Source organism: Streptomyces sp. Wb2n-11 (assembly GCF_001049855.1).
Lineage (GTDB): Bacteria > Actinomycetota > Actinomycetes > Streptomycetales > Streptomycetaceae > Streptomyces > Streptomyces altiplanensis.
In genome coordinates this window covers 2,797,996-2,824,468 of record NZ_CVPB01000001.1, presented here as the reverse complement: position 1 = coordinate 2,824,468, position 26,473 = coordinate 2,797,996, and the positions used below count along the sequence as shown (strand labels likewise).

20 protein-coding genes are annotated in these 26,473 nt (G+C 72.7%); 13 read left to right on the top strand and 7 right to left on the bottom strand.

Translation table 11 applies throughout. The annotated features are described in order from the left end of the window. Positions 1-145 precede the first annotated feature (145 nt). Positions 146-2,605, top strand: coding sequence for a DNA helicase PcrA (pcrA, locus tag BN1555_RS12535; RefSeq protein ID WP_093799474.1), 2,460 nt, complete (start codon positions 146-148; stop codon positions 2,603-2,605). Positions 2,606-2,727: 122 nt separating this feature from the next. Here pcrA and BN1555_RS12530 read toward each other — a convergent pair whose 3' ends face one another. Both BN1555_RS12530 and BN1555_RS12525 read right to left on the bottom strand, forming a co-directional pair. Further along, complete coding sequence (locus BN1555_RS12530) at positions 2,728-4,290, bottom strand: M23 family metallopeptidase (protein ID WP_093799473.1); 1,563 nt, start codon at positions 4,288-4,290, stop codon at positions 2,728-2,730. Between the two features lie 225 nt (positions 4,291-4,515). After that, positions 4,516-5,379, bottom strand: a complete 864-nt coding sequence (locus BN1555_RS12525; protein WP_093799472.1) for an esterase/lipase family protein — start codon at positions 5,377-5,379, stop codon at positions 4,516-4,518. Between the two features lie 357 nt (positions 5,380-5,736). Between BN1555_RS12525 and BN1555_RS12520 the strand changes: the two genes are divergently transcribed. Further along, the gene (locus BN1555_RS12520; RefSeq protein WP_093799471.1) at positions 5,737-6,150 is read left to right on the top strand and encodes a coenzyme B12-dependent isobutyryl CoA mutase small subunit; all 414 of its coding nucleotides are present in this window, start codon (positions 5,737-5,739) and stop codon (positions 6,148-6,150) included. Positions 6,151-6,158: 8 nt separating this feature from the next. Here the strand turns inward: BN1555_RS12520 and BN1555_RS12515 are convergent, their stop codons facing one another. Both BN1555_RS12515 and BN1555_RS12510 read right to left on the bottom strand, forming a co-directional pair. Beyond that, positions 6,159-7,883: a DUF5691 domain-containing protein gene (locus BN1555_RS12515; protein ID WP_255306012.1), complete on the bottom strand. Its 1,725-nt coding sequence runs from the start codon at positions 7,881-7,883 to the stop codon at positions 6,159-6,161. A gap of 16 nt (positions 7,884-7,899) precedes the next feature. Continuing rightward, the gene (locus BN1555_RS12510) at positions 7,900-9,273 is read right to left on the bottom strand and encodes an SWIM zinc finger family protein (RefSeq protein WP_093799470.1); all 1,374 of its coding nucleotides are present in this window, start codon (positions 9,271-9,273) and stop codon (positions 7,900-7,902) included. A gap of 133 nt (positions 9,274-9,406) precedes the next feature. Between BN1555_RS12510 and BN1555_RS12505 the strand changes: the two genes are divergently transcribed. From BN1555_RS12505 to sucD, 8 genes are all read left to right on the top strand, one after another. Then, on the top strand, positions 9,407-9,832 hold the full coding sequence (locus BN1555_RS12505; protein WP_093799469.1) for a hypothetical protein: 426 nt from the start codon (positions 9,407-9,409) through the stop codon (positions 9,830-9,832). Between the two features lie 102 nt (positions 9,833-9,934). Next, complete coding sequence (locus BN1555_RS12500) at positions 9,935-11,056, top strand: ATP-binding protein (protein WP_093799468.1); 1,122 nt, start codon at positions 9,935-9,937, stop codon at positions 11,054-11,056. Continuing rightward, the gene (locus BN1555_RS12495) at positions 11,053-13,398 is read left to right on the top strand and encodes a DUF5682 family protein (RefSeq protein WP_093799467.1); all 2,346 of its coding nucleotides are present in this window, start codon (positions 11,053-11,055) and stop codon (positions 13,396-13,398) included. The genes BN1555_RS12500 and BN1555_RS12495 overlap by 4 nt, the downstream gene beginning before the upstream one ends. Next, on the top strand, positions 13,395-14,612 hold the full coding sequence (locus tag BN1555_RS12490; RefSeq protein ID WP_093799466.1) for a VWA domain-containing protein: 1,218 nt from the start codon (positions 13,395-13,397) through the stop codon (positions 14,610-14,612). Before BN1555_RS12495 ends, BN1555_RS12490 begins: the two co-directional genes overlap by 4 nt. 147 nt (positions 14,613-14,759) lie before the next feature. Beyond that, positions 14,760-15,596, top strand: coding sequence for a hypothetical protein (locus BN1555_RS12485; protein ID WP_141662841.1), 837 nt, complete (start codon positions 14,760-14,762; stop codon positions 15,594-15,596). Between the two features lie 107 nt (positions 15,597-15,703). Then, the gene (locus BN1555_RS12480) at positions 15,704-16,672 is read left to right on the top strand and encodes a hypothetical protein (protein ID WP_093799464.1); all 969 of its coding nucleotides are present in this window, start codon (positions 15,704-15,706) and stop codon (positions 16,670-16,672) included. A gap of 339 nt (positions 16,673-17,011) precedes the next feature. Beyond that, positions 17,012-18,190, top strand: coding sequence for an ADP-forming succinate--CoA ligase subunit beta (gene sucC, locus BN1555_RS12475; protein WP_093799463.1), 1,179 nt, complete (start codon positions 17,012-17,014; stop codon positions 18,188-18,190). A 19-nt stretch (positions 18,191-18,209) separates the two neighbouring features. After that, positions 18,210-19,094 carry a succinate--CoA ligase subunit alpha gene (sucD, locus tag BN1555_RS12470; RefSeq protein WP_093799462.1) on the top strand — a complete coding sequence of 295 codons (885 nt, stop codon included), beginning with the start codon at positions 18,210-18,212 and terminating at the stop codon, positions 19,092-19,094. Between the two features lie 126 nt (positions 19,095-19,220). Here sucD and BN1555_RS12465 read toward each other — a convergent pair whose 3' ends face one another. After that, the gene (locus BN1555_RS12465) at positions 19,221-20,705 is read right to left on the bottom strand and encodes a helix-turn-helix domain-containing protein (RefSeq protein ID WP_093799461.1); all 1,485 of its coding nucleotides are present in this window, start codon (positions 20,703-20,705) and stop codon (positions 19,221-19,223) included. Positions 20,706-20,821: 116 nt separating this feature from the next. On the opposite strand from BN1555_RS12465, the gene BN1555_RS12460 reads away from it, so the two are divergent. After that, positions 20,822-22,279 (top strand): cell division protein PerM, encoded by a 1,458-nt coding sequence (locus BN1555_RS12460; protein ID WP_141662840.1) that lies wholly within the window; start codon positions 20,822-20,824, stop codon positions 22,277-22,279. A gap of 25 nt (positions 22,280-22,304) precedes the next feature. Here BN1555_RS12460 and BN1555_RS12455 read toward each other — a convergent pair whose 3' ends face one another. Beyond that, positions 22,305-23,087, bottom strand: coding sequence for a hypothetical protein (locus BN1555_RS12455; RefSeq protein ID WP_093799459.1), 783 nt, complete (start codon positions 23,085-23,087; stop codon positions 22,305-22,307). A 265-nt stretch (positions 23,088-23,352) separates the two neighbouring features. On the opposite strand from BN1555_RS12455, the gene purN reads away from it, so the two are divergent. Both purN and purH read left to right on the top strand, forming a co-directional pair. Next, positions 23,353-24,021: a phosphoribosylglycinamide formyltransferase gene (gene purN, locus BN1555_RS12450; RefSeq protein WP_093799458.1), complete on the top strand. Its 669-nt coding sequence runs from the start codon at positions 23,353-23,355 to the stop codon at positions 24,019-24,021. A gap of 23 nt (positions 24,022-24,044) precedes the next feature. Further along, positions 24,045-25,580: a bifunctional phosphoribosylaminoimidazolecarboxamide formyltransferase/IMP cyclohydrolase gene (gene purH, locus BN1555_RS12445; RefSeq protein ID WP_093803362.1), complete on the top strand. Its 1,536-nt coding sequence runs from the start codon at positions 24,045-24,047 to the stop codon at positions 25,578-25,580. Positions 25,581-25,652: 72 nt separating this feature from the next. Here purH and BN1555_RS12440 read toward each other — a convergent pair whose 3' ends face one another. Further along, entirely contained in the window at positions 25,653-26,261 is a 609-nt protein-coding gene (locus tag BN1555_RS12440) for a hypothetical protein (protein WP_093799457.1), read from the bottom strand. Between the last annotated feature and the right edge of the window lie 212 nt (positions 26,262-26,473).

Below are 26,473 nucleotides of genomic sequence, written 5' to 3'. Positions count from 1 at the left end.
CTCCGGAAGGTCGGGCGGGCGCCCTTCACCGACGGCGTGAGGAAGCTCACGGACACCGGATCACGGGTTCCCACCGGCCCGGACGGAGCGGGGCGGGGCGAATCCGGGGCGGGCTGCCGGCGGACCCGCCTAAGCTTGGACAACGATGAGCAGCCTCTTTGACGACAGCTTCCTGGCCGGCCTCCAGCACGCGCAGGACGCGGACCCGCCGCCCCCCGAGGACACCGACACCGCCCCGGAGGAGGTCCCGCACGACCTCTTCGGGGGCGCCTTCGACGCGCCCCCGGCGACCAGGGACCCGTACTACCGGGACGGCGCGCCGCGCCCCGTCGTGGACGCCGCCGCGCTGCTCGACGGGCTGAACGAAGAGCAGCGCGCCGCCGTCGTGCACGCCGGGTCGCCGCTGCTCATCGTGGCGGGCGCCGGCTCCGGAAAGACCCGGGTGCTCACCCACCGGATCGCGTACCTGCTGGCCAACCGGGGTGTGCACCCCGGCCAGATCCTCGCGATCACCTTCACCAACAAGGCCGCGGGCGAGATGAAGGAGCGCGTCGAGGAGCTCGTCGGCCCGCGCGCGGGCCACATGTGGGTCTCCACCTTCCACAGCGCGTGCGTGCGCATCCTGCGCCGCGAGTCGAAGAGGCTCGGCTTCACGTCCTCGTTCTCGATCTACGACGCCGCCGACTCGAAGCGCCTGATGGCGCTCGTCTGCCGCGACCTCGACCTCGATCCGAAGCGCTTCCCGCCGAAGGCGTTCAGCGCCAAGGTCTCGAACCTGAAGAACGAGCTGATAGACGAGGAGACCTTCGCGGGGCAGGCCGCCGACGGCTTCGAGAAGACCCTGGCGCAGGCGTACGCGTTGTACCAGGCGCGGCTGCGCGAGGCCAACGCGCTGGACTTCGACGACATCATCATGACCACGGTGCACCTGCTCCAGGCGTTCCCGGACGTCGCCGAGCACTACCGGCTGCGCTTCCGCCACGTCATGGTCGACGAGTACCAGGACACCAACCACGCCCAGTACACGCTCGTGCGCGAACTGGTGGGCCCGTCGGGCGAGGGGCAGGCCCCGGCCGAGCTGTGCGTCGTGGGCGACGCCGACCAGTCGATCTACGCCTTCCGCGGCGCCACGATCCGCAACATCCTCCAGTTCGAGGAGGACTACCCGGACGCGACGACGATCCTGCTGGAGCAGAACTACCGCTCGACGCAGACCATCCTCACCGCGGCCAACGCCGTCATCGAGCGCAACGAGAACCGGCGGCCGAAGAACCTGTGGACGGACGCCGGCGCCGGCGCCCTGATCACCGGATACGTCGCGGACACCGAGCACGACGAGGCGCAGTTCGTCGCCGAGGAGATCGACCGGCTGACGGACGCGGGCGACGCGAAGGCCGGCGACGTCGCCGTCTTCTACCGTACGAACGCCCAGTCCCGCGTCTTCGAAGAGATCTTCATCCGCGTCGGACTGCCCTACAAGGTCGTCGGCGGCGTGCGCTTCTACGAGCGCAAGGAGGTCCGGGACGTGCTCGCGTACCTGCGCGTCCTGGCCAATCCCGAGGACACCGTTCCGCTGCGCCGCATCCTGAACGTACCGAAGAGGGGCATCGGCGACCGCGCCGAGGCGATGATCGACGCGCTGTCGCTGCGCGAGAGGATCAGCTTCCCGCAGGCGCTGCGGCGCGTGGACGAGGCGTACGGCATGGCGGCCCGCTCGTCGAACGCCGTGAAGCGCTTCAACACGCTGATGGAGGAGCTCCGCACGATCGTCGAGTCGGGGGCGGGGCCCGCCACGGTGCTGGAGGCCGTCCTCGAACGGACCGGCTACCTCGCCGAGTTGCAGGCGTCGACCGACCCGCAGGACGAGACGCGCATCGAGAACCTCCAGGAACTCGCCGCGGTGGCGCTGGAGTTCGAGCAGGAGCGGGAGGGGGAAGAGCCGGGGACGCTGGCCGAGTTCCTGGAGAAGGTGGCGCTCGTCGCCGATTCCGACCAGATCCCCGACGAGGACGAGGACGGGTCCGGGGTCATCACGCTGATGACGCTGCACACCGCCAAGGGCCTGGAGTTCCCTGTGGTGTTCCTGACGGGCATGGAGGACGGCGTCTTCCCGCACATGCGCGCCCTCGGCCAGACCAAGGAGCTGGAGGAGGAGCGGCGCCTCGCGTACGTCGGCATCACGCGCGCCCGCGAGCGGCTCTACCTGACGCGGGCGGCGATGCGCAGTGCGTGGGGACAGCCGTCGTACAACCCGCCGTCGCGGTTCCTGGAGGAGATCCCGGAGACGTACCTGACGTGGAAGCGCAAGGGGGCGCAGGTTCCGGCGGGGCCGGTGTCGGGCGTCGCCTCGTCGCTGTCGTCCTCGCTGTCCTCGTCGCGGTCGCGGTCCGGGGGCGGGAGTGCTTCGGGATTCGCCACACGACGGGCCTCGGACAAGCCGGTGGTCGCGCTGTCGGTCGGTGACCGGGTCACGCACGACCAGTTCGGGCTCGGCACCGTGATGACGGTGACGGGGACGGGGGCGGACGCGCAGGCGACGATCGACTTCGGCGACGAGCGGCCGAAGAAACTGCTGCTGCGGTACGCGCCGGTCGAGAAGCTGTAGGAACGCACGGCCTCGCGCCCTGCGGGGCCGCCGGTCCTGCGGGGCGGGCGGTTCCGCGGGGCGGGCGTGTTTTACGGGGTCGCCGGTTCTGCCGGGCCGCCGGTTCTGCGGGTGGGCGTGTTCTACGTCGGGCTGAGGCCGTGGCTGCGGAACCACGGCAGGGGGTCGACCGGCGACCCGCCGCCGGGACGCACCTCGAAGTGGAGGTGCGGGCCTGTGGAGTTGCCCGAGTCGCCGGCGTACGCGATGACATCACCGGCCTGGACCGGTCCGGAGCGGATCTTGGTGCTGCTGAGGTGGCAGTACCAGGTCTCCGTGCCGTCGGCGGCGGTCACTATCGCCATGTTTCCGTAGGCGGTGTTGTACTGCGTACGGACCGTGCCGTCGGTCGCGGCCATCACCGGTGTGCCGTACCCGACCGGGAAGTCGATGCCGGAGTGCACGGACATCCAGTTGACACCGGCCTGGCCGTAGTACGCGCTGAGGCCGTGCTGCTGGACCGGCACGGCGAACTTGGGGCGGGCGGCCTCCTTGCGGGCGGCCTCCTCGGCCTTGCGCCTTTTCTCCGCCTCCTGGCGGGCCTGGAGGTCGATGCGTTCCTGCGTGCGGCTGGCGCGGTCGGCGAAGTCGTTGGCGTCCGCGTCGAGGGCGGCGAGCTGGGTGTCCAGCTTGTTGTTGACCGTCACGGGCTCCACCGGGCCGGAGTCGGCGGCGGAGGCCGTCGTGGTGGTGTCCTTCTTCTCCTCGGCGGGGGCGCCGCCGACGTTGCCGACCGAGGCGGCGGCGATGCCGGCCACGCCCATCACGCAGGCGGAGGGGACGGCGACGGTGAGGAGGGCCGAGCGCTTGGCGGGGGTGCGGCGGCGGCCGCGGCCGGCGTTGCCGCCGTTGCGGCGGGCCGAGCGGGGGGCGGGGACGGGGGCTGCGGCGGCGGTCGCGGCGGCGGGGATGTGCTCGGACTCCGGCGCGGATTCGGGCTCGTGCTCCGGATCGCGCTCCGGGTCGCGCTCCGGCGTGTACTCGTGCTCCGGTACGTACGCGTGCTCGGCCTCGGGCGTGTCGTGCCCGCCGGGCGTCTCGTGCGATCCGTGCGGTCCGGGCGGTTCGTACGCGGTGGGGGCTTCGGGCAGGACGGCCGCGGGGAACTCGGCTGTCTCGTAGAGGACTTGCAGGGGGGGGACGGTGGCGTGCGCGCCGGTGTGGTCGCCCGTGTGGCCGGTGTTCCAGGCGGTGGCGTCGTACGTGCCGGTGTCGTAGCCCGGCATCATGTTCCACTGCCCGGTGGTGTCGGCGGTGGCCTGGGGGAACTGCGCCGTTTCGTACGTGCCGGTCTCGTACGGGCCGCTGCCGATGTGACCGGTGTCGAACTGCCCCGTCCGGTCCCAAGCGGTGGTGTCCCACTGGCCGGTTGACTGGGCCGGGATGTCGGCCGCCGTCCGGTGGCCGGCGGCGGGCCACGTCCCGGTGGTGTCGTACTGCTGTTGCTGCATGCCGTACGCGTCGTAGCCCACGCTCTGGTGGGCACCCGTGGTGTCCCACTGGGTGGTGTCGTACTGACCGCTGTGACCTGCTCCGTAGTGACTTTCCTGGGCGGTCTCGGCGGGAAAGGCTCCGAAGAGCGGGTCTGTCCGGAAACTGCCGGTGGAGTAGCCGTCGTACCCGGCTTGGGCGTGCTGGTCGTCCACCAACTTCTCTCTCGCCTCGGCAATGCAGGACCTGTGGGGGCTGGGGTCCCGGGAGGAGCCCCAGAGGCAAAGCAGTGGCGCGACTGTACCCGGCGGTAAGCGACGGCGACAATCTTTGCCGGATTTCGCGCGTTCCGGAAACGGGCATTAGGCCGTCTTTTGGCGGACGGCGGGCACAGCCTTGGTTCTGTGTTCGACGATTGTTCGACCGAGGGGGAGGTGAGGTCAGGCGACGGAGGCCGTGCCGGACGCGCCCGCCCCCGTGTCCTGCTCCTCGAGCACCTGCCGGATCCCGGCGGCGACCGCCGGATGGACGGGCAGAGCGAGATGGCCGATTCCCGCCACCCGTACGTTCTGTGCGATGAGATCCGGGTGGCTGACGCACGCCGCCTCGACCGGGACCATCACCTGGTCGAGGTCGCTCCAGAAGCTCACGAACCGCGTCCGGCAGGCGGGCGCGGGCTCGCGCAGCTCCTCGATCACGTCGGAGCCGGGGCGCATCTGCCGCACGAGGGGGTGGGCGCTCATCGGCGGAGCGACGCTGGTGCCGGCGTGCGGGGTACCGAGGGTGACGAGGGTGCGCACGTGCGCGTCGCCGCCCAGTCGCTGCACGTAGTAACGGGCGATCAGGCCGCCGAGGCTGTGGCCGACGATATCGACCCGGGCGTGGCCCGTACGGCCGCAGATCTCCTCGACATGGCGGCCGAGCAGCTCGGCCGCGGTGCGGATGTCGCAGGTCAGCGGCGAGTAGTTGAGGGACTCCAGGTGGCGCCAGCCGTGCCGGGCCAGGGACCGGCGCAGCAGGACGAATACGGAGCGGTTGTCGACGAATCCGTGGAGCAGTATGACGGGAGGGTGGCCGGGGCCGGGGCCGGGGCCGGTGGCGGGAAGCCGGGCGGTCCCGGGCTCCGCGGGCGCCGGGGAGGGGAGCGTACCCACGTCGTGGCGGCGCTCCTGGGCGATGCCGGACGGGTAGAGGACCAGGTGTCCGGCGAGGATGGCGCACTCCAGGGCGGTGGCTCTCAGGAGTGCGGCCGACAGGCGGAGCTGGAACGGACCGGGCGGAAAGAAGAAGGGCAGGACCCTCATGGCCGACCTCCGAACGGCACGCGGGAGGCGGCTCCGGCCCCGTGTGCCCTCGTCGGGGCGCCGTGCTGAGGAACTCGGTGGCCGTGCCACCGGGCCGTGCGGCTGACGGCCCGGTGGCACGGCGACCTCGTCGCGGCTCCCCTTGCGAGCGTCCCGACTGCTGCGGCTGCTGCCGCCGTAGCGCCTGATGAGGCAGGAACGACGCATAGCGAACATGTCCCATGTGTGATTTCCCCCTCCCTGCCCACCGTGAAACGGACGGGTGCGGGATGCTGTCGATAACGTTCGTTCACTTCCCCGTCCTCATCGGTGCGGGGCGCGTGCCAATGACGGCGCAGTCGGTACATGGAGGCAGTGATGGGTGTGACCGGGCCGATCCGCGTGGTGGTTGCCAAGCCGGGACTCGACGGACACGACCGCGGGGCGAAGGTCATCGCGCGGGCTCTGCGCGACGCCGGTATGGAGGTCATCTACACCGGGCTTCACCAGACGCCCGAGCAGATCGTGGACACCGCCATTCAGGAGGACGCCGACGCGATCGGCCTGTCGATCCTCTCGGGTGCGCACAACACGCTCTTCGTGAAGGTCATCGAGCTGCTCAAGCAGCGCGACGCGGAGGACATCAAGGTCTTCGGCGGCGGCATCATCCCGGAGGCGGACATCGCGCCGCTGAAGGAGAAGGGCGTCGCGGAGATCTTCACACCGGGTGCGACGACGCAGTCGATCGTGGACTGGGTCAACACTCACGTCCGCCAGGCGGCCCAGGCGTAGGCACGGCCTCAGCCGCCGGACGGGCCGGAAGATCCGGCCCGTCCGGCGGCCGGGGCGGGGGCGTCCGACAGCTCCGCGAGCATCGCGGCCCTGAGGCGCAGGGTGCCGACGAGGCGTTGGAACGCTTCCGACCAGTAGCCGCCCGCCCCGGGTGACGCGTCCTCCTGCTCGTCCGGTGTCGCCGTGAGGATCTCCAGGCGGTCGGCCTCGCCGGGGTCGAGGCAGCGCTCCGCCAGCCCCATGACCCCGCTGAAGCTCCAGGGGTAGCTCCCCGCGTCCCGCGCGATGTCGAGTGCGTCGATCACCGCGCGGCCGAGCGTCTCCGCCCAGGGCACGGTGCACACCCCGAGCAGCTGGAACGCCTCGGAGAGGCCGTGCGCCGCGATGAACGCGGCCACCCACTCGGCCCGCTCGCCGTCCTCCAGGGTGGCCAGCAGTTTCGCGCGCTCGGCGAGGGACGACGTGCCGGGGCCGGTGGCCGGCGGTGTGGACGGCGCGCCGAGCAGGGCGCGGGACCAGGCGGCGTCCCGCTGGCGCACCGCGGCGCGGCACCAGGCGGCGTGCAGCTCGTCCTTCCAGTCGTCGCCCACGGGCAGGGCGACGATCTCCTGCGGCGTACGGCCGCCGAACCGGTGCTGCCAGGCGTGCAACGGCGCGGACTCGACCAGCTGGCCCAGCCACCAGGACCGCTCGCCCCGCCCCGCCGGCGGTCTGGGCGACACGCCGTCGCGCTGCATGTCCGCGTCGCATTCGTGCGGGGCCTCCACGCAGATGCGCTCGCCGCCAGCCGCGCGGCCGGAGCGGTCCAGACTGACGCAGGTGGTGGCGCGGGCAGCCATCCGGGCGGCCAGCGCGGAACCGGGCAGCGCGGAGAGCAGCTCGGCGGCGGTGGCCCGCACGTTGCGGCTGCGGTCGGACAGGGCCTGCTCCAGGAAGGGCTCGTCCGCGCCCGAGAGGCCGGTGCGCAGGGAGTCCAGGAACATCAGACGGTCCTCGGCGCGCTCGGTGGGCCAGGTGGCGGCGAGCAGCGCGAGCGCGGCGCCCGGATCGTGGGCGCGGACGGCGGTGAGGAGGCCGACACGCTCCGCGAACAGGCCCTCGTCCCACAGCTGCCGCACGGCCGCCGCGTCCCCGGGGTCGGGCAGCGCGGTGCCGCCCGACGCGCCGCGCAGCGCGAACCGCCAGTCCGGGTTGAACCGGGCCAGCCACAGCCCGCGCGGCCCGGCGAAGGCGAGGGCCTGCGGCCGCAGGTCGGTACGGGCCCGGGCGGCGTCCAGCAGCGCGGGGAGCAGGGCGGGCGGCGCCTGGAAACGGTGCCGGTTCGCGGCGCCGAGCCACTGGGGGAGCAGCTCGGTGAGGTCGGGGGCGGTGCCGCGCCGCCCGCCGGCGGCGGGGGACGGGGACCGGCCGGCCAGCAGCTGGGCGAGCCGGCGGCGGGCGGCCGCGGGCAGCGGGGGACGCGGATCGTGCGGCGTGGGCTCGGGGCGTGCCGCGGCGCGTGCCGGGAGCAGCCCCGCCCTGCGGCGTACGGTCTGCCGCGCGGCGGCGTCGAGCAGCGCGGCCGGGGCGTCCCTGCCGGGTACCGCGGCGCCGGGTGGCGGCGTACGGCGGTCGGTGCCGAGCAGCGCGGTGGTGACGAGCTCTTCCCAGGCGGTCGTGGCCGTGGCGTCCGCCGCCGTGGTGCCCGCTGCCGCGCTGGTGGTGTGGACGGTGCTGATGGTGTGGATGGTCATCGGTCCCTCCGTACGGTCAGGTTTCGATGAGCGGGACGGTTTCCGCCGAGCCGTCGGCCCAGGCCGTCAGCGGAGTGAAGCCGCGGTGGCCGCACTCGCCGAAGACCGTGACGGGGCCGCCGCCCGACAGGGCGACGAGCTTCCACAGCCCGGGGCGGGACAGCGCCGCGGGATCGACGGGCAGGGCCGAATCCGTTTCCGCGTCGGCCAGTTGCCAGGTGCCGCCGGAGGGGACCGGTACGACGCGGCCCAGGGTCACCGGCCAGGAGCCGAGCCACGGGTCGTCGCGCAGGGCCCTCCCGTAGGCGCCGACCGCTTCGGCGCTGCCGATGCCGGGCGGCGGGGCGTCGATCGGGACCGGGTCGGCGAACCGCTCGCCCACGTCCGCCCTGGGCTGCCCCCCGCCGGGGTAGTACATGAGCTCGGCGTCGAGCATCAGACCTGCGGGCAGGGCCACTTCGGGCGCGCGGCCCCCGGCCCCGAAGGACAGCACCAGCGCCGTACGCCCGGACTCCCTGCCGTACAGCCATATGCGGCGCGTGACCAACTTGCCGTCGGCGGTGTCGTACTGGGCGAGCACCAGCCAGTGGTCCCGGACCGGCGGGCCCCCGGCGGGCGCGGTGAGGCCGACGCGTGTCCGCACGGTGGCGGCCAGCGGCTCCGGCAGCCGGTCGCGGCCCAGCCAGGCCGCGTCCAGCAGGTGCAGCAGCGCGCACTCCTCCAGCAGCCGCGCGGGCCAGCCGGGCCCGGACGCCGGTATGGCACCCAACTCCCTCACCCGCGCCGCCAGTCCCGGAGCCTGGGCGTCGACCATGCGGCGGGCCGTCTCCTCCCACAGCCCGTAACCCGTCTGCTCGGCGGTGGCGAGACCGCCGCGCAGCAGGTCGGTCAGGCGCTGCTCCAGCTCCGCGGCCCCCAGGGTGATCCGCTCGGCGCGCTGCTCGGCCCTGCGTTTCGCCGCCTCGGATCCGGCCGCCCCGGCGGACGGGCCCGAGGCGCCGTCCGGCCTGCCCCGGTCCCGCTTCTGCCCGGCCTGCCTCCTGCGGGCCTCCACCCACTCTCCGGCCCAGTCCGGCGGCGCCCCCGTGTCCCGCACGGCCGCCTCGTCCGCGGCCCAGAGCAGCAGCAGGCCCAGCGCGTGCTTGCACGGAAACTTCCGGCTCGGGCAGCTGCACTTGCAGGCGGGGCCGGCGCCCGTCGTGTCGACCACCGTCCGGTAGGGCGTGCTGCCGCTGCCCTTGCACAGCCCCCAGACGACCCCCGAACCGCTGCTTCCGGCCTCCGACCACGGCCCGGCCGTGCCGAGCCTGCTTCCCGCTTTGCGTGACGCATCGTCAGGAGCCAAGGCCAGCACCTGTTCCGCAGTCCAGCGCACCCCCTGCTGATTCATGGGAAGGACGCTACGGGCCACCACTGACAATCGGCGTTGACCTGCGAATTCGCGGAACCGGTCGCAATTTGACTTGACTTCGCCTTTTCGATTGGGTGCGATCTCCTTATCTACAGATCCGGGGGGATCACACATGAACCGCATCGTTCGTACCGCTGTCTGCGCCGCCGCCGTCACCGGCCTCACGTTCGGTTTGGGCGCCTGCTCCGAGGTGACCGAAGCCGCCAAGGAGGAGGGCGTCGAGCAGGTCGACAAGGCCATCGACGAGAAGTACGAGGTCACGTACGAGGTCACCGGCAAGGCCGTCGAGTCCATCGAGTACGCGGGCGGTGGGGGTTCGGCCATGGACCCGAAGATGGTGTCGGTCAAGAAGCCCGTGCTGCCGTGGAAGAAGACGGTCACGCTGCGCGGCATCATGCCGCCCGCCGTGTCCCCGATCAGCATCACGGACACCGCCGACCTGACCTGCAAGGTCGTCTACAAGGGCAAGACGATCAAGGAGGCGACCGGCGAGAAGGCCCTGCTCGGCTGCATCGCGGTCTCCCCGATCGCGCAGTAACTCCCGCAGGCTGTCGTTTGGGCCCTGACCTGCGGCTACGGCCGGTTGTCAGTGGCGTGGTGCACGGTGGATCCCACATCCGGGAAATCTGGAGGGGGATCCATGACCGTGCCCGAAACCGACGCCGTCGCACGTACGGACACCGGCGAGGCCCTGCGGCCGCACGCCGAGGACGCGTTTGCCGACGAGCTCAAGGCGCTGGCCGCGGCCGACGACCGGCCGCGGCCCGCCAGGTGGCTGCTCTCGCCGTGGGCCGTGGCCACGTACCTGCTCGGCGGGGTCCTGCCCGACGGCACGGTGATCACACCCAAGTACGTGGGGCCGCGCCGGATCGTCGAAGTCGCCGTCACCACGCTCGCCACCGACCGGGCACTGCTGCTGCTCGGTGTCCCCGGCACCGCCAAGACCTGGGTGTCCGAGCATCTCGCCGCCGCCGTCAGCGGCGACTCGACCCTGCTCGTGCAGGGCACGGCGGGGACGCCCGAGGAAGCCATCCGCTACGGCTGGAACTACGCCCGGCTGCTCGCGCACGGGCCCAGCCGCGACGCGCTCGTACCCAGTCCCGTCATGCGGGCCATGGCCGACGGCATGACCGCGCGGGTCGAGGAACTCACCCGCATCCCGGCCGACGTGCAGGACACCCTGATCACGATCCTGTCGGAGAAGACCCTGCCCATCCCGGAGTTGGGACAGGAGCAGCAGGCCGTCCGCGGCTTCAACCTCATCGCCACCGCCAACGACCGCGACCGGGGGGTCAACGACCTCTCCAGCGCGCTGCGCCGCCGGTTCAACACCGTCGTACTGCCGCTGCCCGAGACGGCGGAGGCCGAAGTCGACATCGTGGCGCGGCGCGTCGGCCAGATAGGGCGCTCCCTCGACCTGCCGGCCGCCCCTGACGGCTTCGACGAGATCCGGCGCGTCGTCACCGTCTTCCGCGAGCTGCGCGACGGCGTCACAACCGACGGCCGCACGAAGGTCAAGTCCCCCTCGGGCACGTTGTCCACGGCCGAGGCGATCTCCGTCGTCACCGGCGGCCTGGCCCTCGCCGCGCACTTCGGGGACGGTGTGCTGCGCTCCGGCGACGTGGCGGCCGGCATCCTCGGCGCGGTCGTGCGCGACCCGGCGGCCGACCGCGTCGTCTGGCAGGAGTACTTGGAGACGGTCGTCCGCGAACGGGACGGCTGGAAGGACTTCTACCGTGCCTGCCGGGAGGTCTCGGGATGACGTCCGGCCCGCTGTTGCTGGGCGTGCGCCACCACGGGCCCGGCTCGGCCCGGGCGGTGCGCGGGGCGCTCGACGCCGCGCGGCCCCGGGCCGTACTGATCGAGGGGCCGCCCGAGGGCGACGCCCTGCTGCCGCTCGCGGCCGACGAGGCGATGCGCCCGCCCGTGGCCCTGCTCGCGCACGTCACCGACGACCCGCGGCGGGCCGCGTTCTGGCCGCTGGCCGAGTTCTCCCCCGAATGGGTCGCGATCCGGTGGGCTCTGGGACACGGCGTACCGGTCCGCTTCATCGACCTTCCGGCGGCGCACTCCCTGGCACTGGCGGAGGAGGAGAGGGAAGGGGCGGGGGAGGGGGACGCGGAGGGCGAGCCGGCGGAGTCCCTCGCCGTCGACCCGGTCGGGATGCTCGCGGAGGCCGCCGGGTACGACGATCCGGAGCGGTGGTGGGAGGACGTGGTCGAGCACCGCGGGAACGGGGACGGGGGCGGGGGCAGCGGCGGGGAAGCCGGTCCGTTCGCGCCGTTCGAGGCGCTCGCCGAGGCCATGGGCGCCCTGCGCGAGGCGTACGGAGACGGCGGGCACACCCGCGACCGGGTGCGCGAGGCGTACATGAGGCTCCAGCTCCGCTCCGCGCGCAAGGAGTTCGGCGACGGCTGCGCCGTCGTCTGCGGCGCGTGGCACCTGCCGGCACTCGGCGCGAAGGTCTCGACCGTGACCGCCGACCGGGCACTGCTCAAGGGCCTGCCCAAGGTCAAGGCCGAGATGACCTGGGTGCCCTGGACCCACCGCAGGCTGGCCCGGCGCAGCGGGTACGGCGCGGGCATCGAGTCGCCCGGCTGGTACGGGCACCTCTTCGGAGCCCCCGACCGCCCTGTCGAACGCTGGATGACCAAGGTCGCGGGGCTGCTGCGGGACGAGGACCGGATGGTCTCCTCCGCCCACGTCATCGAGGCCGTCCGGCTCGCCGGGACGCTCGCCGCCATGCGCGGCCGCCCGCTCGCGGGGCTCACCGAAGCGACCGACGCCGTCCGGGCCGTGATGTGCGAGGGCTCCGACGTACCGCTCGCGCTCGTGCACGACAGGCTCGTCGTCGGCGACGTACTCGGCGAGGTCCCGGACGCGGCGCCCGCCGTACCGCTGCAACGCGACCTCACCCGGACCCAGCGCAGCCTGCGGCTCAGACCGGAGCCGCGGGAACGGGAGCTCGAACTCGACCTGCGCAAGGACACCGACGCGGCGCGCAGCCTGCTGCTGCACCGGCTGCGGCTCCTGTCCGTCGGCTGGGGCGAGCCGGCCGCGGCGCGGGGGAGCACGGGGACGTTCCGGGAGACCTGGCGGCTGCGCTGGGAGCCCGAGCTCTCGGTGCGGGTCGCGGAGGCCGGGGTGTGGGGCACCACGGTGCTCTTCGCGGCCACCGCCAAGGCCGAGTCCCAGGCCGTGTCGGCCACCGTGCTCGCCGACGTCACCGCCCTCGCCGAGCGGTGCCTGCTGGCCGGGCTGCCCGACGCCCTGCCCGTGGTGATGCGGGCCCTCGCCGACCGCGCCGCGCTGGACACGGACGTCGGGCACCTGGCCCAGGCCCTGCCCGCGCTCGCCCGTTCCCTGCGGTACGGCGATGTGCGCGGCACGGACACGGTCGCGCTGGGCGAGGTCGCCGTGGGTCTCGCCGAGCGGATCTGCGTAGGGCTGCCGCCCGCCTGCACCGGTCTCGACGCGGACGGTGCGGCGGACATGCGCCGCCACCTCGACGCGGTCCACACGGCGATCGGCCTCCTGGCCGGTGCCGGACCGGGTGACCTCGACAACCCCGGTGACCTGCGCGGGCGTTGGGCGTCGGTGCTCCGCACGCTCGCCGGGCGGGACGCCGTCGGCGGGGTGATCCGGGGCCGGGCGGTGCGGCTGCTGCTGGACGACGGACGGCTCGTGGAGGACGAGGCGGCGCGCCTCATGGGGCTGGTCCTCTCGCCCGGCACCCCGCCGGCCGACGCCGCGGCCTGGATCGAGGGCTTCGTCGGCGGCGCCTCCGGCGGAGGAATGCTCCTCGTGCACGACGAACGGCTCCTCGGCCTCGTGGACACCTGGCTGACCGGTGTGCCGGACGAGGCGTTCACCGACGTACTGCCCCTGCTGCGCCGCACGTTCTCGGCGTACGAGCCGGGAGTGCGGCGCACGCTGGGCGAACTGGTCCGGCGCGGCCCGTCCGCCGCGCGCCCGGCGCGGACGGAGGCCGGTGCGCCCGGCTTCGGCCCCGGACTCGACGCGGAGCGCGCCGACGCCGTGCTGCCGGTGCTGCGGCTCCTGCTGGGCGCGGACCACGACGAACCGGCCGGGGAGGCCCGATGAACGTGAGCGCGAGCGTGAGCGGGGACGAGAAGGCGGGGGACGTGAAGGCGAACGACGGGAGCGGGGAGCGGCTTCGGCGCTGGCGGCTGGTGCTGGGCGCGGAGGGGGGTGACGGAACCGGGTGTGTGCTCACCGGACGGGACGCCTCCATGGACGGGGCGCTCGGCGCGCTCTACGGCGGGCGCGACGCCGGCCGCTCCGGCGGCAGTCCGGCCGGCCGCTCGGCCGGGCTCGGTGCCTCCGCGCCGTCCGTGGCGCGCTGGCTCGGCGACATCCGTACGTACTTCCCGAGCTCCGTCGTGCAGGTCATGCAGCGTGACGCCATAGAGCGCCTGGGGCTGTCGGCGCTGCTCCTGGAGCCGGAGATGCTGGAGGCCGTCGAGGCGGACGTCCATCTCGTCGGGACGCTGCTCTCGCTCAACAAGGCGATGCCCGAGACGACCCGGGAAACGGCACGCGTCGTCGTGCGCAAGGTCGTCGAGGACCTGGAGAAGCGCCTCGCGACCCGCACCAGGGCCACGCTCACCGGCGCCCTCGACCGCAGCGCCCGCGTCAGCCGTCCCCGTCACCGGGACATCGACTGGGACCGGACGATCCGGGCCAATCTCAAGAACTACCTCCCCGAGTACGGGACCGTCGTACCCGAACGGCTCGTCGGATACGGGCGGGCGTCGCAGTCCGTGAAGAAGGACGTCGTCCTGTGCATCGACCAGTCGGGGTCGATGGCCGCGTCCGTCGTCTACGCGTCGGTCTTCGGCGCGGTCCTGGCGTCCATGCGCGCGATCAACACCCGTCTCGTCGTCTTCGACACCGCCGTCGTCGACCTCACCGACGAGCTGGACGACCCGGTCGACGTCCTCTTCGGCACCCAGCTGGGCGGAGGTACGGACATCAACCGCGCCCTCGCGTACTGCCAGTCGCAGATCACCCGGCCCGCCGACACCGTGGTCGTCCTCATCAGCGACCTCTACGAGGGTGGCATACGGGACGAGATGCTGAAGCGGGTCGCGGCGATGAAGGCGTCGGGCGTGCAGTTCGTCGCCCTGCTCGCGCTCTCCGACGAAGGCGCCCCCGCCTACGACCGCGAGCACGCGGCGGCCCTGGCGGCCCTCGGCGCCCCTGCCTTCGCCTGTACGCCGGACCTTTTTCCGGAGGTGATGGCTGCGGCGCTCGAGAAGCGGCCGCTACCCATACCGGACATGTCCAGTCATTAGCAGGGGGCGACTTGCGCGACCCCGGGAGGCTCGTGCGAGCATCTGCCGTCGTTCCGTTCCTCTGTGGAATTCGCGCACTCCTGCGAATTCCTGCAACCCTTGCGATCCCTGCGATCCCTTGCGAAGGCGCCGTTCATCTTGACTGCCGTGGTTGCTCTCCCCGCCACCGCCCCGCGCGTACCGTGCCGGGCGGGCCGGAGGCGTGCGCTGCGGGTGGTGCTGTTCCTGGGCGGCCTGCTGGCGTTGGGCTTCTTGTGGGGCGGGCAGGCGTACGCCGTCGAGGTACCACCGCTGCCCCATGTCGCCACCGCTGTCGTGGCCCCGGTACTGAAGCCGGAGCTGCCGGAGCGGGAGCTGCGGCAACCGGCAGTGCGGCAACCGGTGGCGGGCGAGGCCGCTCAGACCGTGCGTGAGGCGGCAGAGCCGGTGGCCGAGGTCGTACGGCGCGTCGTCCGGCCGGTCGGTGAGCTGAAGGACCGTGTCACCGGGCATCGGCCGGCCGTGCCCGCGCTGCCGGTGATCGTGGCGCCGGTGCCTGAACTTCCCGTACCGGAAGTGCCGGTGCCTGAGCTGCCCGCGTCCGAAGCGCCCGGATCCGGGGCACCCGGATCCGAGGTGCCCGCAGCGCCGGAGAAGTCCGCGAACTCCGCGCACCAGGACTCCGTCGACCGGGCGCCGCGGACCGGGAGCGGGCCCGTGGCCCACACCGCGGTCGTGGCCGGCAGCGCAGGGGGCGAGGGCGGTTACCCGTGCGCCCCCGACCGGCGTCACGGCGACACGCCCTGGAGCGCGGACCGCGCCAAGTGCGGGAAGACGCCCGTACAGGCACCCGCCGGAGACGGGAGCGCGCCGCGCTCCGGCGATCAGCACGCGGCCGCGTTCACGGACGGCGTCCGGTTCGCGCTGGTGCGCGGGGCCACGTTGCCGGCAACGGCCGCGCCGACGTACGACAGGCCGCACGAAATCCTCGAATTCCCCGGCTAGGGCAGACCGTCCCCGCTCAATGACCTGCCGCGCGGGGGCGGGACAGGTCTGCCCGCCATCCGGAAATCTCCGGACAGCCGAATGCATTCGAAGGATCTGACACAAGCATGAACAAGAACATCCGCCGTTCCATCGCCGTCGCCGCCACCGCCGGCGGTATGTGGGCCCTCGGCACCGCTGCCGCCAGTGCGGCCGAGCTGTCCGTCTCGGTGCCGCTGTCCGCCCCGGACGCGGTTTCCGACGCGGTCGAGGACGTCGAGGCCGCGGGCACCGAGGCCGCGGACGTAGACGTCGCGGACGTCGCGGTCAAGGACGCCGTGCACGCCGCGCGCGACGTGCAGCGCGACGTACACCACCACGACGTGCAGGGTGTCGCCGAGCAGGCCCACCAGTACGCCGAGGCCCAGCTGCCGGCGTACGACCTGCCCGCCGCCCCTTCCGTGGCCGACGCGCCCTCCATAGCCGACGTCCAGGACGAGGTCGACTACCTCTTCGGCCCGCTCTCCGCCTTCGCCTCCGAGACCGAGCAGGCGCCGGCCCGGGCACAGGGTCACGCCCGGGGCGCGGTCACCGACGCCACCCCGCTCGCCCACGCCGTCGCCCAGGACACCCTGCCGCCCATCGCCGCTCGTGCCGTGGACGGCGTGCTCCCGGTCGCCGGGCAGGCGGTCGGTGACGTCGGCGGTCTCGCCCGGGGCGCGGTCGGCGACGTGACGCCCTTCGCGCACGGTGTCGTCGGCGACGTGACGCCGTTCGCGGGCGGCGTCGTCTCCGAGGTCCACCCATTCGTGGGCGGAGTCGTCGGCGCGGTCCAGCCGCTCGTCGACACCGTCGTCGACCACGTCCAGCCGGTCGCGTACGGCGTCGGCGGCAGCGCCCACACCTTCGCGCACGGTGTCGTCGGCGACGTGACGCCGTTCGCGGGCGGTGTCGTGTCCGAGGTCCAGCCGTTCGCGCGGGACCTGTCGGGCACGGTCGCCTCCACCCCGCTCGCCGGAAACGCCGTCTCCGGCGCCCAGGACGCGGTCTCCTCGGTCACGCCGGGGTACGCGTCGTACCTGACCCAGGGCATCTGAGCCCGGCGTCCGACACGCGGTTCGAAGTCTCCGGGCGGTCCTCATTGGGGTGGGGGCCGCCCGGCCCTGTGTCCGCCGCCGTGTCCGCCGCCCACCCGTCGGGGCCCCTGCCGGTCCGCCGCCGGTCTCCGCCGATGGGCCGCACGTGCGACCTGTGACCGGTATCACCGCTCAGGTGTGATCTGCGATTTACGGACCCACGGGTCACGGGGATAACCTGCGAGACGGACATGCCGCGTATCGGACACCGTGTACGCCTCCCTTGTGACAGCGCTGTCACGTTGCCCTCGCGGCACGCCCACGCAGACAAAAAACCGCGATCACAAGGACGGAACGCGCGTGGACCTGTTCGAGTATCAGGCGAGGGACCTCTTCGCCAAGCACGGTGTACCGGTGCTGGCCGGTGAAGTCATCGAGACGCCTGAGGCGGCGCGCGAGGCCACCGAGCGTATGGGCGGCAAGTCGGTCGTCAAGGCCCAGGTCAAGGTCGGTGGCCGTGGCAAGGCCGGCGGCGTGAAGCTGGCCGCCACCCCGGACGAGGCTGTTGCCCGTTCGACGGACATCCTCGGCATGGACATCAAGGGCCACACGGTCCACAAGGTGATGATCGCCGAGACCGCTCCGGAGATCGCGGAGGAGTACTACGTCTCCTACCTCCTCGACCGGACCAACCGCACCTTCCTCGCCATGGCGTCCGTCCAGGGCGGCATGGACATCGAGGAGGTCGCGGAGAAGACCCCCGAGGCCCTCGCGAAGGTGCCGGTCAACGCCGTCGAGGGCGTGACCATCGAGAAGGCCCGCGAGATCGTCGCCCAGGCGAAGTTCCCGGCCGAGGTCGCCGAGCAGGTCGCCGAGGTCCTGGTGACGCTGTGGGACACCTTCGTCGCCGAGGACGCGCTCCTCGTCGAGGTCAACCCCCTCGCGAAGGTCGCCGACGGCCGCATCATCGCGCTCGACGGAAAGGTGTCTCTCGACGAGAACGCCGACTTCCGTCAGCCCGAGCACGAGGCCCTCGAGGACAAGGCCGCAGCCAACCCGCTCGAGGCTGCCGCCAAGGCCAAGAACCTCAACTACGTCAAGCTCGACGGCGAGGTCGGCATCATCGGCAACGGCGCCGGTCTGGTCATGTCGACCCTGGACGTCGTCGCGTACGCCGGTGAGAGCCACGGCAACGTGAAGCCCGCCAACTTCCTCGACATCGGTGGCGGCGCCTCCGCCGAGGTCATGGCGAACGGCCTGGAGATCATCCTCGGCGACCCGGACGTCAAGTCCGTGTTCGTCAACGTCTTCGGTGGCATCACCGCCTGTGACGAGGTCGCCAACGGCATCGTCCAGGCCCTGGAGCTGCTCAAGACCAAGGGCGAGGAAGTCACCAAGCCGCTGGTCGTGCGTCTCGACGGCAACAACGCGGAGCTCGGTCGCAAGATCCTCTCCGACGCCAACCACCCGCTCGTGCAGCGCGTGGACACCATGGACGGCGCGGCCGACAAGGCCGCCGAGCTCGCGGCTGCGAAGTAAGGGACGAGGTCAGAACACCATGGCTATCTTCCTGACCAAGGAATCCAAGGTCATCGTCCAGGGCATGACCGGTGCGACCGGCATGAAGCACACCAAGCTCATGCTGGCCGACGGCACCAACATCGTCGGTGGCGTGAACCCGCGCAAGGCCGGCACGTCCGTCGACTTCGACGGCACCGAGGTACCGGTCTTCGGCTCCGTCAAGGAGGCGATGGAGAAGACGGGTGCCGACGTGTCCGTCCTCTTCGTGCCGCCGGCCTTCGCGAAGGCCGCCGTCGTCGAGGCGATCGACGCCGAGATCCCGCTCGCCGTCGTGATCACCGAGGGCATCGCCGTCCACGACTCCGCCGCCTTCTGGGCGTACGCGGGCTCGAAGGGCAACAAGACGCGGATCATCGGTCCGAACTGCCCCGGTCTCATCACCCCGGGCCAGTCCAACGCCGGCATCATCCCGGGCGACATCACCAAGCCCGGCCGCATCGGTCTCGTGTCGAAGTCGGGCACGCTGACCTACCAGATGATGTACGAGCTCCGTGACATCGGCTTCTCGTCCGCCGTCGGCATCGGTGGCGACCCGGTCATCGGTACGACGCACATCGACGCCCTCGCGGCGTTCGAGGCCGACCCCGACACCGACCTGATCGTGATGATCGGTGAGATCGGTGGCGACGCCGAGGAGCGTGCCGCGGACTACATCGCGAAGAACGTGACGAAGCCGGTCGTCGGCTACGTCGCGGGCTTCACCGCCCCCGAGGGCAAGACGATGGGCCACGCCGGCGCGATCGTGTCCGGTTCTTCTGGCACCGCACAGGCCAAGAAGGAGGCCCTTGAGGCCGCGGGCGTCAAGGTCGGCAAGACGCCGACCGAGACGGCCAAGCTGGCGCGCGCCATTCTGGCCGGCTAGTACGCCGCTCCGGCGCCTGCTTCTGTGTTCGCGTTCGCGCTCCGGCTGTCCGGTACGGGCCCGTACCTCCTGATGAGGGGGTACGGGCCCGTTCGCGTTCGGTGAGTCGGTGAGCCGGTGAGCCGGTCAGTGGGTTTCCGGGAGCAGGCGGTACGAGCCGTTCGTCGGAGCCGTGCGGAGCTTGTCGCGCAGTTCCTCGTCCTGGGGCGAGAGCGTCTGCGGGCCGGCGTACACCGGGACGCCGCCGACGGGTTCGCCGGGCGCGGGCGTGGGCTCGTACCGCGTGGGCGCTGTGGTGAGGGTGAATCCCGTGGCGCCCATGAGCGCCGCGGTGAAGCAGGCGGTCGCCTGCGTCCAGAAGCGTGTCCTGCGCTCGCTCGCCCTCCGTACGGCGCGGGCGGGCGGCAGCCTGACGGGCGGTACCGGCCCGGTCTCGGCGAGGTCGTTGAGGCGCTCGTGGAACAGCGCGGACTGCTCGGCGGGGGTGCGGGCGTTCGCGAGTGCCGGCAGTCGTTGCGCGACCGCGGCGCGCGCGTTGAGCAGGCGGTTCGCGGCGGCCCGGGTGCTCGCCTCGGTCTCGGCCGCCGTGTCGGGGAGGACGAGGCCGAGTCCGTCGTGCAGCAGGAGGGTGCGGCGGTGCCTGGGCGGCAGGGCCAGCAGCGCGTCGAGCAGCACCCGGCGGTCGCGGTCGCCGGAGGGCAGGTCGGGGCGCTTGCGGGTGAGGCGCAGCCGGTGCCAGGGGGAGGTCGCGTACTCGTGCGCCACTGCCCTGACCCAGCCCGCCGGGTCGCGGTCGGTGGCCACCTCGGGCCAGCGCTGCCAGGCGAGGTGGAAGGCGTACTCGACGGACTCGCGGGAGAGGCGCCGGCTTCCGGTGAGGAGGTAGGTCTGGGCCAGGATGGCGGGGGCGGAGCGGGTGCAGAGGGTGTCGAAGGCCTCGGCGGGGGTGGGTTCGGGTTCGGGTGCGGGTTCCTGGGATGGTGCGGGTTCGGGCGCGGGTTCTGGTTCCCGGGGTGGTGCGGGTGCCGGGGGCAGCGCTGGTGCGGGGGCTTCGGAGTCGGTGCCGCGCCGGGGCGTCTCCTCGGGCGCCGAACGTTCGGGTACGGGGACTTCTTCGGGCTCGTTGCGTTCGGCGCCCTGCGGGGAGCGCCCCGGCACGTCCCCTCCTGGCACTGCGGGTTCTGCGGCGGGGTGGGGGGGGTCTTCGGGGGTGTTGTGTCCGGTGCCCTGTGAGGGGTGTCCTGGCGTGTCTCCTCCTGGCACTGCGGGTTCTGCGGCGGGGTGGGGGGCGTCTTCGGGGGTGTTGTGTCCGGTGCCCTGTGAGGGGTGTCCTGGCGTGTCTCCTCCTGGCACTGCGGGTTCTGCGGCGGGGCCGGGCGCGGCCTCGGGGGTGTGCGCCCCGGCGGAGGAGGCGAGCAGCTCGGCGTACGCCGCACGCTTGTCGCGCTGGGGGTCCCTCCGGCCGGACTCCCATGACTCGACCGTCTCGCGGGTGACGCCCAGAGCGGCGGCGACCTGCTCCTGGGTCAGCGATTTCGCTTCGCGCAGCCTGCGCCGTTCCATGGCGGAGGGCAGCGGGGTGGCGGGGGTGGATTCAGTGCGCTGCGTCATGAAATCCCCCCATAACGCTGCACCGGGCGAAAAAGTACATAAACATATATTGAGCGACACGGCGGTCGATCACGTGTTAACACGCATTAAGCGCGTGTCGTTGACAGCATGTCCGGGTGACTCAAGTGACCCATCGCGGTACGTGGTTGCCGTCCGCGCACAGCCGTTCCTCGGCGCAGGCCGCCTGTCTCGTGCGGGGAGTGGTCGCCGCGGGGCTCGGCCTCGGCTCGCTCGCCGTCCTGGTGACGGTGTTGTGGATCAGCTCCCCGTACCCCGACAGCGGGCCCGGCGGGGCGTTGCGCGCCGCCGCCGGGCTGTGGCTGCTGGCCCACGGGGTCGAGCTCGTCCGCCACGACACGCTGTCCGGTGTTCCCGCGCCCGTGGGACTGACTCCGATGCTGCTCGCGGTGGTGCCGGTGTGGCTCGCGCACCGGGCCGCGCGCGACGCGCTGGAGCCCCGGAACGGGCGCCCGCGGCCGTCGGCGTGGGTGGTGCTGTGCGGTGTCACCGGTGGTTACGTGGTGGTGGGAGCTGCCGCGCTGCTGTACGCGTACGGCGGGCCGCTGCCCGCCGGGGCGCTCAGCGCGGTGCTGCACCTGCCCGTCGTCGCGGCGGCGAGCGCGGCGGGCGGGGTGTGGACGGCGAACGGGCGCCCGCTCGGGCCGCTGCCGGACTGGGTGCCGCAGGGCGTGCGGACGGCCGTGGTGCGCTCCCGGTTCAGGGTGGCGCTGCGAGCCGCCGGGGCGGGGACCGCGGTGCTGCTGGGCGGTGGCGCGATGGTCGCGCTGGCGTCCCTGGTGTGGCATGCGGGGGCCGCGCAGGGGGCGTTCCTGCGGCTGGCGGGGGTGTGGTCCGGACAGTTCGCACTCGTGCTGCTGATGCTGGCGCTCGCGCCGAACGTGGCCGTGTGGGGCGCCGCGTACGGGCTCGGTCCCGGTTTCGCCCTGGGTGCGGGCGCGACGGCCACGCCGCTGGGGGTGGTGGGGACACCGGCGCTGCCGCACTTCCCGCTGCTCGCGGCGGTTCCGGCCGGTGGGGGAACGGCGCCGGCCGCCTGGGCGACGCTGGCCGTGCCGGTCGCGGCGGCGGTCGCGGTCGCGTGGTTCACGGTCCGCACGGCCGTACCGCCCTTCGCCGTACGGGAGGAAGCCTGGACCGCCCGCGAGACGGCCCTCGCGGCCGCTCTGGCCGGCGTGGGGTGCGCGGTGGCGATGGCGGTGCTGGCGGTGCCGGCGGGCGGTCCGCTGGGCGTGGGCGCGCTGTCGGAGTTCGGGCCGGTGTGGTGGCGCACGGGCGGTGCGGCGCTGGTGTGGACGGTGACGCTGGGTGTCCCGGGCGCACTCGCCCTGCGCGCGTGGCGCCTGCGCGACCGCACCCCCCGCCCGTGGCGCGGGACGACGCCGCCGGACGCGGAGTACGACGGCGAAGCCGATTTCTTCCCCGTCGGCGATCCTTCGGCCGGTACGCAGGTGGACTGGCACGACAGCGGTGTGCGTGAGGTGGGATGGGCTGCGGCGGGGGAGGGGCCCGGGAGCACGGCGGACGGGGCGTCCGCCGTGCTCCCGCCGCCGTAGAGCGGGGGCGTCCCGAGGCCCGGAGCTACTCCTTCACTCCGAAGACCGGGCGCAGGGACTCCGGGAGCAGTTCGTTGCAGGACACCTGTGCGGACTGGGTCAGGGAGTCCTGTACGCACGTGTAGTAGTCGCGGTAGACCAGCTGCACCGTGAAGGTCGTCGCCACGATCATGAGCGCGAGCGCCGCCGTGACCAGGCCGCTCACCGCCGCCGTCGTCTGTGGCCTCGTGCTGCCGGCCGTCGGCGCCGGCACCCGTGCGGGCGTGGCCGGTGCGACGGCACCCGCCGCCGCGCCCTGGCCCTGCCGCGGCTTCGCGCGCAGCGAGCTGATGCCCCAGTACAGCGCCAGCGCTCCCAGCAGCAGCGCGACCTCGGGGAGGTCGAACAGCGCGAAGAAGAACGCCCACATGCCGGAGAGCAGCGCGTAGCGCGCCCGGCGCTGCGTCGGGTCGGTGGGATCCCACCGCAGCCCCGTGTTGTTTCCGCCGCCCTGGCCGCCCGGCCCCTCGGGGCCGCTCTGGCGTCCGCCCCATCCGCCGCCCTGGCGGCCCGGCTGCCGGGGGCTCCACCGGTCGCCCTGCGAGGGCTCGCCCCCGTCGTCGCGGCCACCGCCGTTCGCCGGCTCGCGCGGTCGCCACGGCTCGTCGGGCCGTCCCTCGGGAGGCGGCGCGAAGGGATTGTCGTCCCCCTGCGGCGACGGGGTCGACGAGGACTGGCGTTCCCGCAGCAGCAACTGAGAACCCCGCTCTCCGGCGTACGTCTCGGACAGCGGGAGGCGGAGAGCCGCGCGGCGGCGTCGGTCCGTCATCTGGTGAACGTCTTCCCCTCGGACCCGGTGCACAGAGGGTCCTTGTATGTCGTCTGTTCCCGTCCGGAGACGGATGGTCGCCGTCCGCGGACGGACTCCTGTCCCCTGACGCTACCTCCCGGCCACGCACCCGTCCCGTGGGGGCCGCTCGGTGTGCCGGTATCGTTGCCGACGGTTGGCGTCTTCGTAGAGTTCCCCGTATCGGGAGGCTCGATTCGTTCGTACGACCACACAAGCCGCACCATCCGCGAGAAAGAGACCCGCCGTGGCCTCCCCGCCCCCTTCGCAGACCGTCCTCCCCCGTGCCTCCGGCGCGCCGGCCCGCATCGTCGTGCTGGTCTCCGGCTCCGGTACGAACCTCCAGGCCCTGCTCGACGCCATCGGCGACGACCCCGCCGCGTACGGCGCGCGGATCGTGGCCGTCGGCGCCGACCGGGAGGGGATCGCGGGTCTGGAGCGCGCCCGGCGCGCCGGAGTGCCGGCCTTCGTCCGCCGCGTGAAGGACTTCTCCTCGCGCGAGGAATGGGACCTGGCGCTGGCCGAGGCCACGGCGGCGTACGAGCCCGACCTGGTCGTGTCGGCCGGCTTCATGAAGATCGTGGGCAAGGAGTTCCTCGCGCGCTTCGGCGGCCGGGTCGTGAACACCCACCCCGCCCTGCTGCCCAGTTTTCCCGGGGCCCACGGCGTCCGCGACGCACTCGCGTACGGCGCGAAGGTCACCGGATGCACCGTCCACTTCGTCGACGACGGCGTCGACACCGGCCCGATCATCGCGCAGGGCGCGGTCGAGGTCCGGGACGAGGACTACGAAGACGGTGGTGCCGCTCTTCACGAGCGCATCAAGGAAGTCGAGCGACGGCTGCTCGTCGATGTCGTGGGGCGCCTGGCCCGTAACGGCTATCACATCGAGGGACGAAAGGTAGTTATCCAGTGACCGCCGAAGGTACGAAGCGGCCGATGCGCCGCGCGCTGGTCAGCGTCTACGACAAGACGGGCCTCGAAGAGCTGGCCCGCGGCCTGCACGAGGCGGGCGTCACCCTGGTCTCCACCGGCTCCACCGCCGGGAAGATCGCCGCGGCCGGTGTCCCGGTCACCAAGGTCGAGGAGCTCACCGGCTTCCCCGAGTGCCTGGACGGCCGCGTCAAGACGCTGCACCCGCGCGTCCACGCCGGTATCCTCGCCGACCTGCGCCTCGACGCGCACCGCGCGCAGCTGGAGGAGCTGGGGGTGGAGCCGTTCGACCTGGTGGTCGTCAACCTCTACCCGTTCAAGGAGACCGTCGCCTCCGGCGCGAGCGCGGACGAGTGCGTCGAGCAGATCGACATCGGCGGCCCGTCGATGGTCCGCGCCGCGGCCAAGAACCACCCGTCGGTCGCGGTCGTCACCAGCCCCGAGCGGTACGCCGATGTCCTCGACGCGGTCAAGGACGGCGGGTTCGACCTGACGGCCCGCAAGCGCCTGGCGGCCGAGGCCTTCCAGCACACGGCGGCGTACGACGTGGCGGTCGCCTCCTGGTTCGCCGCCGACTACGCGGCGGCGGACGACAGCGGCTTCCCGGACTTCCTCGGTTCGACGTACGAGCGGAAGAGTGTTCTGCGGTACGGCGAGAACCCGCACCAGCCCGCGGCGCTCTACACCTCCGGGACGGGCGGCCTCGCCGAGGCGGAGCAGCTGCACGGCAAGGAGATGTCGTACAACAACTTCACGGACACGGAGGCCGCGCGGCGCGCCGCGTACGACCAGACCGAGCCCTGTGTCGCGATCATCAAGCACGCCAACCCGTGCGGCATCGCCGTCGGCGCGGACGTCGCCGAGGCGCACCGCAAGGCGCACGCCTGCGACCCGCTGTCCGCCTTCGGCGGCGTGATCGCCGTCAACCGGCCAGTGTCGGTGGCGATGGCCGAGCAGGTCGCGGAGATCTTCACCGAGGTCATCGTCGCCCCGGGGTACGAGGACGGCGCCGTCGAGGTGCTGGCCCGCAAGAAGAACATCCGCGTGCTGGTCTGCCCCGACGCCCCCTCCGAGGAGATCGAGGTCAAGGCGATCGACGGCGGCGCGCTGCTCCAGGTCACCGACCGGCTCCAGGCCGAGGGCGACGATCCGTCCACCTGGACGCTCGCCGCCGGCGAGGCGCTCCCCGACGGCGAACTCGCCGAGCTGGCCTTCGCCTGGCGCGCCTGCCGCGCCGTGAAGTCCAACGCGATCCTGCTCGCCAAGGGCGGCGCGTCCGTCGGCGTCGGCATGGGCCAGGTCAACCGCGTCGACTCCGCGAAGCTCGCGGTGGAGCGCGCGGGCGAGGAGCGCGCGCAGGGGGCGTACGCCGCCTCCGACGCGTTCTTCCCGTTCCCGGACGGGCTGGAGATCCTGCTGGACGCCGGGGTCAGGGCCGTGGTCCAGCCGGGCGGTTCGGTCCGTGACGAGCAGGTCGTCGAGGCCGCGAAGAAGGCGGGCGCGACGATGTACTTCACCGGCACGCGCCACTTCTTCCACTGATGACGGAAGGCCGCGGCCCCCACGGGGGCCGCGGCCTTCGTCGTCCGGGCGTGTCCGCCCGCGCCCTGCGCGTTACGCGCGCTGACGGTTGAACCACTGCCCGCCGTCGGACTTGGCGAGGAACACGATGATCAGGACGGCCAGGACCGTGTGGACCAGGCCGACCAGGATGAACGGGTAGATACCGAGCAGAGCGGTGATCGCGCCGAACACGATGGTGGTGATGCGGATGCCGTTGCCGCCGCTGCCGAACTTCACGGCGAGGAAGATCGCGAGCACGCCCCACAGCAGGACCAGGACGGTGCCGCCCCACAGCGCGCCGGACGACATGTCCGCCAGCTCCTGGAACTGGACGTCGTTCCTGAGCGACGGCTCGTCCTTGGCCGCGCTGAGCGTGACGGCGGTGAGCCCGAAGAGGATCGCGCCGATGACCTGGAAGCCCGCGATGACGTACAGCATGACGCGGGCGGCCTTCACGCCGCCCGGCATCTCCTGCGGCATGCCCGGGTAGCCGCCGTACTGCTGCTGCACCGGCGGAGCCTGCGGGTAGCCGTAACCGGGCTGCTGGCCCTGGGGCGGCACGCCCTGGGGGGCCTGCTGCGGGTAGCCGTAGCCGGGCTGGCCCTGCTGGCCGCCCTGCTGACCCTGCGCGTACGGATTGTTCGGGTCGCCGAAGCTCATGGCGGTGTTCCTCCGTTGGAAGTGCTGGGGACGACGCGGCCGGCGCGGAAGGAATTCTGCTCGACGAACCGGTTCTGCCCCCCGCCGCTGCCCGCGGCACTGCGCGGATCATCGTTGTAGGCCACTCGTCTCCTTGTCCAGCGGGTATTCGTATGTGTTGTGCAAGTGCAACCTCGGGACCGCCCGGAGGTTGCGGCGCGTGGGGCCGCCGG